This window comes from Paradesulfitobacterium ferrireducens, assembly GCF_017310645.1.
GTDB lineage: Bacteria > Bacillota > Desulfitobacteriia > Desulfitobacteriales > Desulfitobacteriaceae > Paradesulfitobacterium > Paradesulfitobacterium ferrireducens.
On sequence record NZ_JAFLRH010000001.1, the window covers coordinates 1 to 13,723 of the forward strand.

Here is a 13,723-nt window from a genome sequence, read left to right on the forward strand (position 1 = left end):
TAGGGTAATACCTGAAGTGAACCGTGACGCTGCTTAACGCTGAATCAACTGCGCTCTCGACGCTCCTCTGCTCTACGGTTCGCTAAGTAATTGCCCCTCGTCTATTTTCAGGGCAGAATGAATTAATCCAGTGGATTGCAGGATTGTAGGTTTGAAGGAGCTTTCAAATAGGCTCCTTTCTTTATACCAATCAGAAAGCATAAATTTCTGGTGGCATAAGTGCAACTAGACAAGTGCGTTAGTCCCACCGGGACTAACGTGGCGCCAGCCGAGTTTTCTTGATTGGCTTGGGAATGGTCCTGCCAAAAATGAACAATGCCATAGTCGCTCGAAAAAGCAGGAAATAGACAGCGACCTGTTGAATTACAGTAGACAGGAATGAAAAACGGGATATTCTGAATCCTGCCCTGTAACATGCCGGCAAGCTACCTTGCCCGCTCACCACGCGCCGGAGCTGCTCGCTTGTCGACTCGCTACCGCGCCAAACCTTTGGGTAATACCTGGAGTGAACCGTGGCGCGGCTTCACGCTTCGTCGACTGCGCTCACGACGCTCCTCTGCTCTACGGTTCGCTCCGCAAGGTAGCTTGCCTGTTACATTCATCAGTGGTGCCGCATAGCGGCATGGGAGTCTGACTCCTGACTCCTGAATTCTGAATGCTAGTCTCAGACGCCTATCTTGGAGGATGCTATGAAGACGCGAGTTAGATTCAGTGCGATTTTCGCGCTGATGATCATGTTTTTCATGAGTTCCATTTACTCCCTTGTCCTTCCTGTCTACGGAGAAGAAGGGCCTCAGCCAAATGTCCGTCAAAATCCCCCGCTGGAAATAATTAACCAAAAGCTGGAGACGATCGCGCGGGAAAAAAATATTCCCAGCGTGATTCTCAAAACCATTGCCTTCAAAGAAAGTGCCTGGAAACAGTGGGACAGCGAAGGCAAGACTGTTTTAGGCGGAAGCGATCCGCATCCGGCTATCGGTATGATGCAAGTAGCAACCTATAATGATGCGGATGTGCTGACCATTCAGCGGTTAAAGGATGACCTTGATTTTAATATAGCCAAAGGAGCGGATCTGCTGAACGAAAAATGGAACATGGTCCCTAAGATCGGGGACGGGGACCGCAACAAGCTGGAGAACTGGTATTTCGCGGTTTGGGCTTACAACAGCTGGTCGGATAAGAACAACCCGCGAACCTTGGCAGCTTCCGCTGCTGCCGCGCCGGCTTCCACGCAGACTTCCACGCAGACTTCCACGCCGGCTGTTCAGGCTTACCAGGATAAAGTCTGGGCTTTAGCTGCCCAACCCCCAGACTTCTTATTACGCTTTATTAAAGCCGTCGAGATTATGAAGATTGACCCGGCCTTACTGCCTGCACAGGGAGTTCCTTCAGCTTCTGTGCGCTGGGAAACACCGCAGCCCGTACACCTGGGAGACCTTGCTCAGGCTACTGGGCCGGTTCAGGTTAAGCGTTTTGCAGGCAGTGACCGCATTGATACGGCGGTCCGCCAAGCCCAGTCGGGCTGGCCCCAGGGGGCAGGTGCCGTCATTCTGGCCCGGGCGGACGATTTTCCGGATGCTTTGGCCGGAGTGCCTCTGGCCGCAGAGCTAAAGGCTCCGGTATTGTTGACTGCCTCCGATAGCTTGGATCAACGGGTTGCTGCGGCCTTAAAAACCCTTAACCCGCAAAAAGTTTATCTCCTGGGTGGAGAAGGAGCATTATCTTCAAATATTACTACCCAATTGCAAACAATGGGTTGGGGTCAAGACCGGCAAGTCCGTCTTACCGGAACTGACCGGTATGGAACGGCAGCTGCTATCAGCCTGGAGCTTAAGTCCCCGGCCAGGTCAGTTGTATTAACGACCGGGGAAAACTTCCCGGATGCCCTGAGTGTTGCTGCAACGGCCGGCAGGGACAGAATGCCGGTGCTGCTCGCCGGGAAATCCGCTCTCCCTCAGGCAACGCTGGAAGCATTGCGTAAGCTTAACCCTGCGACAGTTTATCTTATTGGCGGGGAAGGTGTCCTTTCGGATAAAGTGAAGTCCGTCGTGCAAACCACCCTGGGACTTCCGGCTGACTCTCTGATTCGTTTAGGCGGCGCTGACCGTTATGAGACCATGATCAAAGTGGCTGAATTTTTTAAGGCTGAAACGAACAATTTAATTTTTGCTACCGGAGAAGATTATCCTGATGCTTTGACGGGGGCAGCCTTTGCAGTACACCAAGGAGCTTCCTTAATCCTGATTCCGCCTGCATCCCTTGCTGAGTATCCTAATCTTAGTTCATTATTGGCGCAAAAACTTGAGGGAGTGAATTCGGCTTATATCTTTGGCGGAGAAGGTGCGATCCCGAGCGACCGTCAGCAGGAACTCTTTTCTTTGACTAAAAGGGAATGGGAGATTCAGGGATAGTTGTGAACAAGCAATTATTCAGGTATTCAGAATTCAGGAGTCAGAATTCAGAATACATCGGGCATTAGAACAGCAGCTTTGTATCGTCGGATACTTGTTCTGACTCCTGTCTACTGTCTCCTGACTACTTGACCAGGGTAATTACGTGAATAGTGGGACGGATGTGCAGTGTAATGTATGTGCAGTTGTAAAAGTGCAAAAACTGTAGTAAACTGATGAACGGTAACGAAACCTGGAGGAAAGGGATTGTCTAATGCTGATGCGTAAACGTACGCTCTTGCTCATGCTGGTTGACGCGATGCTAGTCAATCTGGCCGCATTTGGAAGCTTTTATATCCGTTTCGAAGGGGACATCTCAGCACAGGATCTTTCGATTTATTACCATACAGCATGGGCCGCCACACTTCTATATTTGGCGGTTTTCTATGTTTTTGGTCTATATAAGCGACTGTGGCAGTATGCCAGTACCGGGGAATTATTGTCAATCGTTTTTGCAGTAACCGTTGGCACGGGTGGCACGGTTGCCCTCGTTTACGTCCTTGCACCTCAGCGTGTCCCACACTCCGTGGCAGCCTTGCTCTGGTTCACTACCGTTTTTCTGATAGGCGGATCGCGCTTTATCTGGCGTATCCTGCAGGAAAATGTATTTACCCCTCATGTGCCGGGATCCCAAAAACAGGTTTTAATTGTGGGGGCTGGGGATGCCGGAGTGATGGCAGCCCGGGAACTCAAAAACCGCAATTTCCGCGAGGGCCGTCCGGTAGGATTTATTGATGACGCCGCTAAAAAACAGAGGCTGCAGTTAATGGGTATCCCGGTATTAGGCACGCGCCGGGACATCCCGCGCATTGTCAAAGGACATAATATCGATGAAGTGATTATTGCCATGCCCTCGGCTTCGGGGGAAGCGGTGCGGGAGATTGTCCAGATCTGCGAGAAGACGGGTGTGGATCTTAAGATTATGCCCGGGGTTATCAATGTCCTGAGCGGTCAGGTAGATGCCCATCCGATCCGTGAGATTCAGGTCGAGGACCTATTGGGAAGGGAACCGGTTGAGCTTGACCTTGAACAGGTTGCCGGTTACTTAACTGGAGAAACCGTCCTGGTATCCGGAGGCGGGGGTTCCATAGGGTCGGAAATCTGCCGCCAGGTCACGAAATTTAACCCAGGAAAACTCATTGTGGTCGGACATGGAGAAAACAGTGTTTTTGATATTGAACAAGAGCTGCGCTCCGATTATCCGGGCTTAGATATAGTCACGGAGATTTTAGATATTAAAGACAGGGACAAAGTTCAGCTTGTGTTCCAGAAACACAGGCCGGGGGTGGTTTTCCATGCCGCAGCGCATAAGCATGTCCCGCTCATGGAGCGCAACCCGGAAGAAGCCTTAAAAAACAACATCGTTGGCAGCAAAAACTTGGCTGAGGCAGCAGATGCCGTGAAAGTCAAGACATTCGTCCTGATTTCAACCGATAAAGCAGTCAATCCGACCAGTGTCATGGGTACGACCAAACGGGTTGCGGAAATGATTATTCAGAGCATGGACAAGCATTCCGATACCCGCTTTGTGGCAGTGCGCTTTGGCAATGTTCTGGGAAGCAGAGGCAGCGTGATTCCTACATTTAAAAAACAAATTGCTAAAGGCGGTCCGGTCACAGTCACTCATCCCGAGATGGTCAGGTATTTTATGACCATTCCTGAAGCTGCGCAGTTAGTCATCCAAGCCGGGGCCATGGCCGAAGGCGGAGAAATCTTTATCTTGGACATGGGCAAACCCGTCAAAATCCTAGATTTGGCCCGTGACTTAATTCGTTTGTCCGGATTTGAGCCCGAAGTGGATATCCAAATCAAGTTTACCGGGATCAGGCCGGGTGAGAAGCTGTACGAGGAACTGCTCACGTCCGAAGAAGGAACCACCGCAACCAAGCACAAGCGGATTTTTGTGGCTAAGCCCAATTCGATTAACGAAGAAAAGATCGAAGAGCTGATTTCCATTATCCGCGAACGCGGTTCTTATTTAAGCCGCGATGAAGTAATCAAGCTTCTGCAGGGAGTGGTACCGGCTTTCCGCAGGCAGGCTCCGAAAGCGGTTGCGAATCAGTAAGACAGAATAAAGGAGTCAGACTCCCATGCCGCTATGCGGCACCACTGATGGATGAAAATAGCCAAGGTGCATTACCCGCTCACCACGCGCCGGAGCTGTTCGCTTGTTGATTCAGCTACAGCGCCAAACCTTAGGGTAATACCTGAAGTGAACCGTGACGCTGCTTAACGCTGAATCAACTGCGCTCTCGACGCTCCTCTGCTCTACGGTTCGCTAAGTAATTGCCCCTCGTCTATTTTCAGGGCAGGAGACAGGAACGTAAGTCTCCGGTGACGATAACATCCTGTGGATGTTATCGCCGAGGGCGAAACCTCAAAGAAGGCTAACCGCCTGAGGATGACTTACGCCGTTCGGCCAAGCTGCAGAGAAATTCTTCCGGTCGAACGGATCAGGAGACAGGAGACGGATAAAGCAGCTTTATTATTCTGAGTACTGACTCCTGAATTCTGAATACTGATCGAGTACTGACTACTGAATTCTGAGTACTTAAGTATAGGGGGAAACGACGGATGCTGACAGTCAAACAAGTCATTACGGATCAAGATGTTCAAGCTAAAACGCTTAAAAACAAAATTGAAAGTCATAAAGCTCAGGTAGGGGTTATTGGGCTTGGATATGTCGGTCTGCCCTTAGCAGTCGAAAAAGGAAAAGTCGGATTTAAGGTTCTGGGGTTTGACATCAACTCCAAGCGCGTGGACCAAGTGAATGCCGGTCAGAACTACATCGGGGATGTCAAGGACATTGAACTGCAGGAACTGGTACAGCAAGGCACCCTGTCAGCAACCACCGATTTTTCCCGTCTGGCGGAATGTGATGTCATCATTATCTGTGTCCCGACTCCATTGACGATCACCCGCGATCCTGACATTTCTTATATGAAGAATTCTGCAGAGCAGATAGCCAAAAGCCTGCGTCCAGGCCAGCTGGTAACACTGGAGAGCACCACGTATCCCGGAACCACGGAAGAAGTGATTCTGCCCATTTTGGAAGAAACGGGACTGAAAGTGGGACGGGACTTTTTTCTGGCCTTTTCTCCGGAGCGGGTTGACCCCGGCAATAAGCGTTTTTCTACTAAGAACACTTCAAAGGTTGTAGGCGGTGTGACCCCAGCTTGCCTGGAAATCGCCTATGCTTTATACACCCAGACGATTGTCAATGTCGTGCCTGTGTCCTCCCCGGCTGCGGCCGAGATGACGAAAGTGTTTGAGAACACTTACCGGGCCATTAATATTGCTTTGGTTAATGAACTCATGCTGCTGTGCGACCGCATGGGCCTTGATATCTGGGAGATCGTCGAAGCGGCAGGCACGAAACCGTTCGGGATTCAGACCTTCTGGCCCGGGCCGGGTGTCGGCGGGCACTGCATTCCGATTGACCCCTTCTATCTAACTTGGAAAGCCCGCGAGTATGATTTCCATACCCGCTTTATCGAGCTGGCCGGGGAAATCAATGTGGAAGTTTCCTACTATGTTGTCAACCGGGTAATCCGGGCCTTAAACGAAGAGAACAAGTCTTTGAAGGATGCTAAGATCTTTGTCCTGGGTGTGGCCTATAAAAAAGACATCGAAGATGTGCGGGAATCTCCTGCTTTGAAGATCATCGAACTCTTGCGCAAAAACGGGGCGAATATTTCCTATCATGATCCGTTTGTTCCCGTAATTGAGCCGCATGGCGGGAGCACGGTTCACCTAGAAAGTGTGGCCTTAACAGATGAGGCTTTAGCCCAGGCAGACTGTGTCCTGATTCTCACAGATCACAGCACCGTGGACTATGAGCGGGTGGCGGCCAAGGCCCAAGTTATTGTAGACACGCGCAATGCGACCAAAGAGGTGCGGGAGAACCGGGAGAAGATTCGAAAAATCTAGGGATCGTTCAAGAAGGTAGTAGACAGGAGACAGGAGTCAGTAGTCAGAATGAGGGAACCAGCAAAGACATTTGAAGACCTATTGGTATGGCAAAAGGCGCACCTGTTCGTCCTTTCAGTTTATCGCCTTTCCAGTGCATTTCCGAAAGATGAGATATATGGTTTGTCATCACAATTTCGGCGAGCTGCGGTTTCAATAGCAGCCAATATTGCAGAAGGTTTCCGTAAACGTAGTAAAGCAGATAAAATCCGTTTCTTAAACATTTTCCCGCGGTATTCTGAGTACTGACTCCTGAATTCTGACTACTTGTATGAAACAACTACTAAAGTAAGGGGGTTTAGTAATGTTGGGGAGACAGAGGATGCGTTTTGGAATTATCGGCTGCGGGCGGATTGCGCCTAAGCATGCTGAATCGATTGTGGCGCTGCCGAATGCCGAATTAGTGGCAGTGTGCGATATTGTGCCTGAACACGCTCAGGCGTTTGCCGATAAATACGGGGCAGTACCCTATACGGATTACCATGAGATGCTGAAGCGTGACGATATTGACGTGGTGACGATTGCCACCCCCAGCGGGCTTCATGCCGAGATTGGGATTGCTGCCGCCCAGGCGGGCAAGCACGTGATGGTGGAAAAGCCGATGGCTATGACCCTGAAGACGGCCGATGCTTTGATTGAGGCTTGCCGCAAGGCCGGAGTGAAGCTGGCGGTAATCCATCAAAACCGCTTCAATAAATCGATCAGGCTGGTGCGCGAGGCTCTGGAAGCCGGGCGCTTTGGCAAGCTTACCCACGGTCAGGCTACCGTGCGCTGGAACCGCGATGACAATTACTATGCCCAGGCTCCCTGGCGCGGCACCAAGCTCCAGGACGGCGGGGTTTTAATGAACCAGTCCATTCATAATATCGACCTCTTGCAATGGATGTTCGGCCCGGTGGAATCCGTCTTTGGATACACGGCCACCAACTTGCGCAAAATTGAAATGGAAGATGTCGGTGCTGCCGTTATTAAATTCAAAAACGGGGCCATCGGTTTAATCGAAGCCGCATCGACTATTTTCCCGAAGAATATTGAAGAGACATTAAATGTTTTCGGAGAAAAAGGTTCCGCCATTGTGGGCGGGATTGCCGTCAACCGGATTGAAGTGTGGGAGTTCCCGGAAAGCGAAGAGGAAAAGAAGAATATCTTTGCTTCCCAGGAGAGTGACCCTCCGAATGTGTACGGCTTCGGCCACCGGGAGCTCATCGCCGACATGATCGAAGCGATTGAGGAAGACCGGTCTCCGGCAGTACCCGGAGAAGAGGGGAGAAAAGCCCTGGAGATTATCCTGGCGATTTACAAGTGCCAGGAGACGAAACAGCCGGTGGTGTTTCCGCTGGCCGAGGAGTAAGTCTAATACTGATAAGTAGTCAGGAGTCAGTAGACAGGAGTCAGGAGACGGAAACAGAAACCCACGTTATTCTGACTACTGCTCCGTTCGGCAGTAAGAATTCTTTTGAGTTTGCCGAACGGCGTAAGTCATCCTCAGGCGGTTAGCCTTCTTTGAGGTTTCGCCCTCGGCGATAACATCCACCGGATGTTATCGTCACCGGAGACTTACGTTCCTGAATTCTGAGTACCTTAACTAAGGAGTTACGACATGTCTGAAATAGTATCTGCCTCAGTCGCCGCAACAGCGCTAATAGCCGCAACTGCGGTCTTGGCCCCAGACGTAGAAATCAGCCCGTTTTGTGTCATCGCCGAGGATGCTGTTCTCGGACAAGGAACAGTTCTCGGTGTCGGCTGTGTTATCGGTGCAGGCGCCCGCATCGGACAAGGCTGTCAACTCGGCAGCTATGTCACTGTCGGCGAAGGCGCACTCCTGGGCGCGCAAGTGCAAGTGGGCGACCATACTACAATCTATCCCGGTACTGTCTTGGAGGAAGGCTGCTTCACCGGAAGCAACGCTTCCCTGGGGAGAGCCCCGCGCCCGGCGGCGACCAGTACGGTCAAAGTTCAGGCAGATCTTCCGCCCCTGAAGATGGGTGCAGGCTGCACCGTCGGCTGTTCCGCCGTGCTTTATGCCGGGACAAGCTACGGCGCGAAAGTCCTGGTCGGGGACGGAGCCATGGTGCGCGAGCGCTGCACTATTGGGAACAACGTGATCATCGGGAGCGGTGTGGCCGTTGAGAATGACACCCGCATCGGGGACTTTACCAAGATTCAGACCGGATCCTACATCACCGCTTACATGGAGATTGCGGAGCGGGTCTTTATCGCACCCATGGTCACAACCACCAATGACAACTTCATGGGGCGCACGGAAAAGCGCTTTAAGCTTATCAAGGGCGCAACCATCGGCCGTGGAGCCCGGGTCGGCGGAGCAACGATCCTGCTGCCCGGCGTCAAAGTAGCCCCCGAAACCTTCGTCGCCGCCGGAGCCCTTGTTACCAAGGATACTTCTCAAGGTAAAGTAATGAAAGGATTCCCTGCGCGCGAAGTGCGGGATGTTCCAGAAGAAGAGCTCTTACCTGAAGAATAGAATGTTGAAAGGAGCGCTACCCCTTGAGTATTCCTCTCTTAGACCTGAAAGCCCAATATCTTGCGATTAAAGACGAAATAGATCTAGCTGTCTTAAACGTTCTGGACTCCGCCAAATTCATCCTGGGGCCCGAAATGAAAGCTCTTGAGGAAGAAATAGCCGCCTATTGCGGAACGAAATACGCGGTGGCTGTGGCCAATGGCACGGATGCCTTAGTCTTAACTCTGAAGGCCATGGGCATCGGCCCGGGGGATGAGGTCATTACCTCTCCTTTTACCTTCTTTGCTTCCGCCGAAACGGTGGCCCAAGTCGGTGCTACCCCTGTCTTCGTGGACATTGACCCCGTGACCCTGAACATGGATTTGAATCAGCTGGAAGATAAAATTACGTCCAAGACCAAAGCCATCATTCCGGTACATATCTTTGGCCAGATGGTCGATGTCGAACGCGTGCTGGAAATCGCCGCCCGCCACGACCTTAAAGTAATTGAGGATGCGGCCCAGGCCATCGGCGCGGAATACCGGGGCAGGCGGGCCGGGTCTATCGGACATGCCGGAACCTTCAGCTTCTTTCCCACCAAGAACCTGGGCGGATACGGGGACGGCGGCATGATTGTCACCAGTGACGAGCACCTGGCAGCAGAGCTTAGGATGCTCCGCTTCCATGGCTGCCAGACTAAGTATTATCACGAAAAGCTCGGGTTTAACAGCCGCCTCGATGAGATCCAGGCTGCCATCCTGCGCGTCAAGCTCAAATATCTTGATCAATGGAACCAGGCGCGCCGCGAAAGGGCAGCTGCTTATGACGAACTGCTTGCGGGCCAGCCGTTAATGGTTCCCGGTAAAGATGGACAGGCGCTTCCGATCTATCATCTTTATGTCATACGCCTCCCGGGGCGTGATCTTTTGCTTGAAAACTTGAAAAAGCACGGGATTGCCAGCGGAATTTATTATCCGGTGCCTTTGCATTTGCAGCGGGCATTCCGTTATCTGGGATATAAAGAAGGAGACTTTCCGGTGGCAGAAAAAGCGTGCTCGGAAGCACTGGCCATTCCTTGCTATCCGGAACTGACCCAAGTACAGCAAACAGAAATCGTCAAAGTAATTGCAGGTTTTTTAGCGGGTGAATAATTTAGCGGGTGAATAATAATGAAGCTAAAAGTATTTAGGGCAGGAAATATTGTCTTAGTTGCAGTTTTTTTGCTCCTGCTCTTCAGCTTGTTCTGGGGGTACCGCCAAATTCGCGGGCCTTATACCGAACAGCAAATCCAGGGAGCCCAGGCAGAGGCCGTCCGCTTCATGAACGGCCAAATTTCGATTGCAAGCGGAACGCTCTTGGACATCAAACACTATTTCTTTGTCGGCACCGTTTACAAAGTTCAGACGAAGGACGGCTTGCTTGATCTGATCAGTTTTGTTACCCCGGAAAAGACCCCCCAAGTCGGACAACAGATCGAATGGGTCGGATCCGGCAGCTATGTCTCAGCCACGGCGGAAATTGATCCCAGCGAGCAGTTTATGGACGGAGAAATCATCTCACTTGAGCGGATTTCCCCGAAGAATAATGACCTCTTCTATTGTGTGGTTCACTCTTTAACTGACGACAAGGTTAAACGTTTTATTGTTGACTCCAACAAACTGGCATCTCTAAAAACCCTTAACAGTGTCCGGGTTGCTTACCGCTCTCCCGCGGAAAGCGATGTCGAGCCGGTCCCGAATGCCGATAAAGTGGCCAAAGGATTTATCCGTGACCTCTGGCTCACCACGAAAATTAAAACACTTGAGCTTGAACGCAACTTCGATTTTGATAAATACCCTTATTATATAACTGTAGCTCCCGGTGCTGATGCCAAATACACCTGGACTTTCTACCTCACCCGTGAGCAAAGGGATCAAGTTAAATTGGGGAACATGGTTGAAATACATTATTCCTCAGTCTATCCGACAAAGATCATCGTAACCAGTGAAAAGGTGGATCCCAGTGTCTTAACCATAGATAATGGGGGCTCTTCATGAGTCTTGTACGCAACAGTTTGCTTACCCTGATCGGAACTGTAAGCCGGGTTGTCTTGTCAATGGCCGGTCAAATTATAATCTCCCGGGTTTTAGGCCCGGGGGGCAAAGGTTTGTACGCTTTTTTGGTTCAGATTCCAACCGTGCTTGTACCCTTAAGCAGTCTGGGATTAAATTACGCCAATACCTATTATATTGCCAAGGATAAAGAAGACGGCCCCAAGGCCGCCGGGAACGCAACCGTTTTAGCGCTGATTCTCGGAGCACTGATGTCTTTGGGGGTAGGTTTAAGCTACCTGGTGCTGCGCCAAGGGTATATGCAAGCGGTTAGTCTTTCCCAGCTGCAACTCATGGTTTTGGTCATCCCCTTTGGGCTTTTGAACCTCTATTGGCTGAGCATTGTCTGGGGCCTGAACCGGATCGCCAAGTATAATATCGGTCTGATGATCCAGTTTGTAGTGGTTGCCGTTGGAGTTGCGGCCTTAGGCGCCTTCCATCGCCTGACCGTCACCAATGCTTTCGCAATCTGGGTTTTGGGAAATGTGCTCACATCCCTTTATTTTTTGCCGGATATGCTGAAGCTCTCTAACTGGAGGATATTCGTTCTTGACCTAAGCTATGTGCGCAAGACCTTGGGGTTTGGACTTAAGTCTTATGCTGCCAATGTCATGATGATCATCAACTACCGCCTGGATGTATTCATCATTACCGGATTTTTGCCCCTGACTCAGGTAGGGCTCTATACGACTGCGGTAGCACTGGCTGAGATGGTCGGATATGTGGGCAATGCCGTCAACACTGCCTTAATTCCGAAGCTCGCCTCAGGCGAAGATGCCCTTACTTTTGAATCAACGCCCAAAGTTTTAAGGCTTACGCTTTTTCTTACGTTCCTGGCGGCTTTAGCCCTTGCCCTGACGGCCTATCCGCTGATTTGGCTCTTTTTCGGAGTCCGTTTCCTTGGCTCCTTTTATCCCCTGCTGCTCCTGCTCCCGGGGGTTATCGCACTCGGGGGAGCCACGGTCATATCCGGAGATTTAATGGCGCGGGGCAAGCCTGTTTATAATAGTATTGCGACCGGCGTTAGCGTGGTGCTTACGATCATTCTGGATTTCTCTTTAATTCCTTTATGGGGAATCAAGGGTGCTTCCATCGCTTCCAGCCTAGTCTATATCGCGCTCTTTACGCTCAATTTCTGTTTTTTGAAACGGGAGAGCGGCTATGGCTTAGCCCAAATTTTGATCTTAACCCGGGAGGATGCCTCTGAGATGTTTAGCTACGCAAGAACCATATTTTATCAAATAATGACCTCCCGAGGGGGGACACGCTCATGAACCTGAAAGAAAACCGGGGGCTGCTGATTGTCGAAGGAATCGTAACTTTGCTTTGGTTTGGCATGATCACAGCCGGGGTATTTTACCCGTCCACTCTGTTAACCCTCGTGTACCTGTGGTTTCTGGCTTGGGTTGCGGTAAAGCGTCCGCGCTGGCTCCCGGCTGTCTTGGTTGCCGTAATTCCCCTGGAGGTTTCGAAACAGTTTATCCCTGTCTTAATCCTGAAAGAGAGAGTCGCCGGTTTTACCGTTTCGGTGCTGGATTTCTTCCGGCTGGCCCAGGCGGCATTGGGTCTGCGCTGGCTTTACGACCTTCGTAAACGGAGCGTACCGACCTCGTGGCACTTATTAAAAAAGGACTCCCTGATCTGGCTGTTCGGTGCCCTTTTGGGTGTGTACATCTTATCGACCCTCTTTTCCATCGCACCGAAGCAGTCTCTGGCTGAGAGCGTGCGCCTGGTATCGATGCTGGTCACACTCTGTCTGGGTTTGATCTACCTGCCAACCAAAAAGGATTTATGGCTGGTGGGACAGACTCTGATCGTAACCGGGACGGTGCTGGGCTTAATCGCAATCGGCGAGTATTTAAGCGGGCATTTCTTCTTTAACGTCACTCCTGCTGTGCTGATTAACCGGCGCGCCAATGCCACATTTGCCGATCCCAACATCTTAGCGCGGTTTCTGGTGGTTACATTCCTTTTTGCAGTGGCCGAATTGGAACGTCAAGACGGTTGGCCGAAGCGTTTGCTGGCATTAGGAGCGATTGTCCTGCAGGGAGCAGGCCTCGGCATAACCGGCTCGCGCGGGGGGCTATTGGCTTTGGCAGGGGCGATGGTCATCTTTGCGATTCTTGTTCCCCGGCGCCGCTTTACTTTATCAGCCATGCTCTTAATGGTCGTTGCCATGATCGGTGCGGCCGCGACCAATCCGGTCATTATGCGGCGCCTGGAGAGTTTGAGCAAGGGAATCCTTTCAGCGTCCGGAGGAATCAGGGAATATCTCTGGCGTGTTGGCATAGCCATGGTCAGAGACCACCCGCTGATTGGGATCGGGATAGGTACGTTTGGAACCGCTTTTATGACCCTGTATCCGTACTTTAATCCCTACTCCACGTTCTATGTATCTCTCTCCCATACAGCCGTCATGACGGTGCTGGCGGAGACCGGGATTATCGGGTTTACCGTTTTGTATTTTATCTTTGCCAAGACCCTGCAGCGGGGGTGGGACATCTTGCGCCGCGCTCAGGATGATCAGCTCCGCTTTCTCAGCGCCAGCATTGTGGCCGGGGTTGCGGCCATTTTTATCAGTGCGCAGGGAGAAGGCCGGCTGTATGAAGAGCCGCTCTTGTGGCTGTTGTGGGCCATGCTGATTACGATTACACGCCTCGAGTGGGAATGAGAATTCGGGAGAAAGGGACTGAAGACGGAAGACAGGAGACAGACTTGACTCCTGACTCCTGACTCCTGACTCCTGAGTATTT

10 protein-coding genes are annotated in these 13,723 nt (G+C 51.4%); all 10 read left to right on the forward strand.

Annotated elements, in window-relative coordinates:
* Window positions 1-689 precede the first annotated feature (689 nt).
* The 10 genes from J0X21_RS00005 (at window position 690) to J0X21_RS00050 (ending at window position 13,641) form a co-directional block, all read left to right on the forward strand.
* On the forward strand, window positions 690-2,411 hold the full coding sequence (locus tag J0X21_RS00005) for a cell wall-binding repeat-containing protein (protein ID WP_206808383.1): 1,722 nt from the start codon (window positions 690-692) through the stop codon (window positions 2,409-2,411).
* Window positions 2,412-2,664: 253 nt separating this feature from the next.
* Window positions 2,665-4,515, forward strand: a complete 1,851-nt coding sequence (locus J0X21_RS00010) for a polysaccharide biosynthesis protein (protein ID WP_206808384.1) — start codon at window positions 2,665-2,667, stop codon at window positions 4,513-4,515.
* A gap of 509 nt (window positions 4,516-5,024) precedes the next feature.
* On the forward strand, window positions 5,025-6,380 hold the full coding sequence (locus tag J0X21_RS00015) for a nucleotide sugar dehydrogenase (protein WP_206808386.1): 1,356 nt from the start codon (window positions 5,025-5,027) through the stop codon (window positions 6,378-6,380).
* 48 nt (window positions 6,381-6,428) lie between these two features.
* Window positions 6,429-6,668 carry a four helix bundle protein gene (locus tag J0X21_RS16150; RefSeq protein WP_206808388.1) on the forward strand — a complete coding sequence of 80 codons (240 nt, stop codon included), beginning with the start codon at window positions 6,429-6,431 and terminating at the stop codon, window positions 6,666-6,668.
* Between the two features lie 55 nt (window positions 6,669-6,723).
* On the forward strand, window positions 6,724-7,770 hold the full coding sequence (locus tag J0X21_RS00025; protein WP_206808390.1) for a Gfo/Idh/MocA family protein: 1,047 nt from the start codon (window positions 6,724-6,726) through the stop codon (window positions 7,768-7,770).
* A gap of 249 nt (window positions 7,771-8,019) precedes the next feature.
* A complete protein-coding gene (locus J0X21_RS00030; protein WP_206808391.1) occupies window positions 8,020-8,901 on the forward strand; it encodes an N-acetyltransferase in 882 nt (293 codons plus the stop codon).
* A gap of 23 nt (window positions 8,902-8,924) precedes the next feature.
* Window positions 8,925-10,031 carry a DegT/DnrJ/EryC1/StrS family aminotransferase gene (locus J0X21_RS00035; protein ID WP_206808393.1) on the forward strand — a complete coding sequence of 369 codons (1,107 nt, stop codon included), beginning with the start codon at window positions 8,925-8,927 and terminating at the stop codon, window positions 10,029-10,031.
* An 18-nt stretch (window positions 10,032-10,049) separates the two neighbouring features.
* Window positions 10,050-10,916, forward strand: coding sequence for a hypothetical protein (locus tag J0X21_RS00040; RefSeq protein ID WP_206808395.1), 867 nt, complete (start codon window positions 10,050-10,052; stop codon window positions 10,914-10,916).
* A complete protein-coding gene (locus J0X21_RS00045) occupies window positions 10,913-12,244 on the forward strand; it encodes an oligosaccharide flippase family protein (RefSeq protein WP_206808397.1) in 1,332 nt (443 codons plus the stop codon). The genes J0X21_RS00040 and J0X21_RS00045 overlap by 4 nt, the downstream gene beginning before the upstream one ends.
* On the forward strand, window positions 12,241-13,641 hold the full coding sequence (locus tag J0X21_RS00050; protein WP_206808399.1) for an O-antigen ligase family protein: 1,401 nt from the start codon (window positions 12,241-12,243) through the stop codon (window positions 13,639-13,641). Before J0X21_RS00045 ends, J0X21_RS00050 begins: the two co-directional genes overlap by 4 nt.
* The last annotated feature ends 82 nt before the right edge of the window (window positions 13,642-13,723 follow it).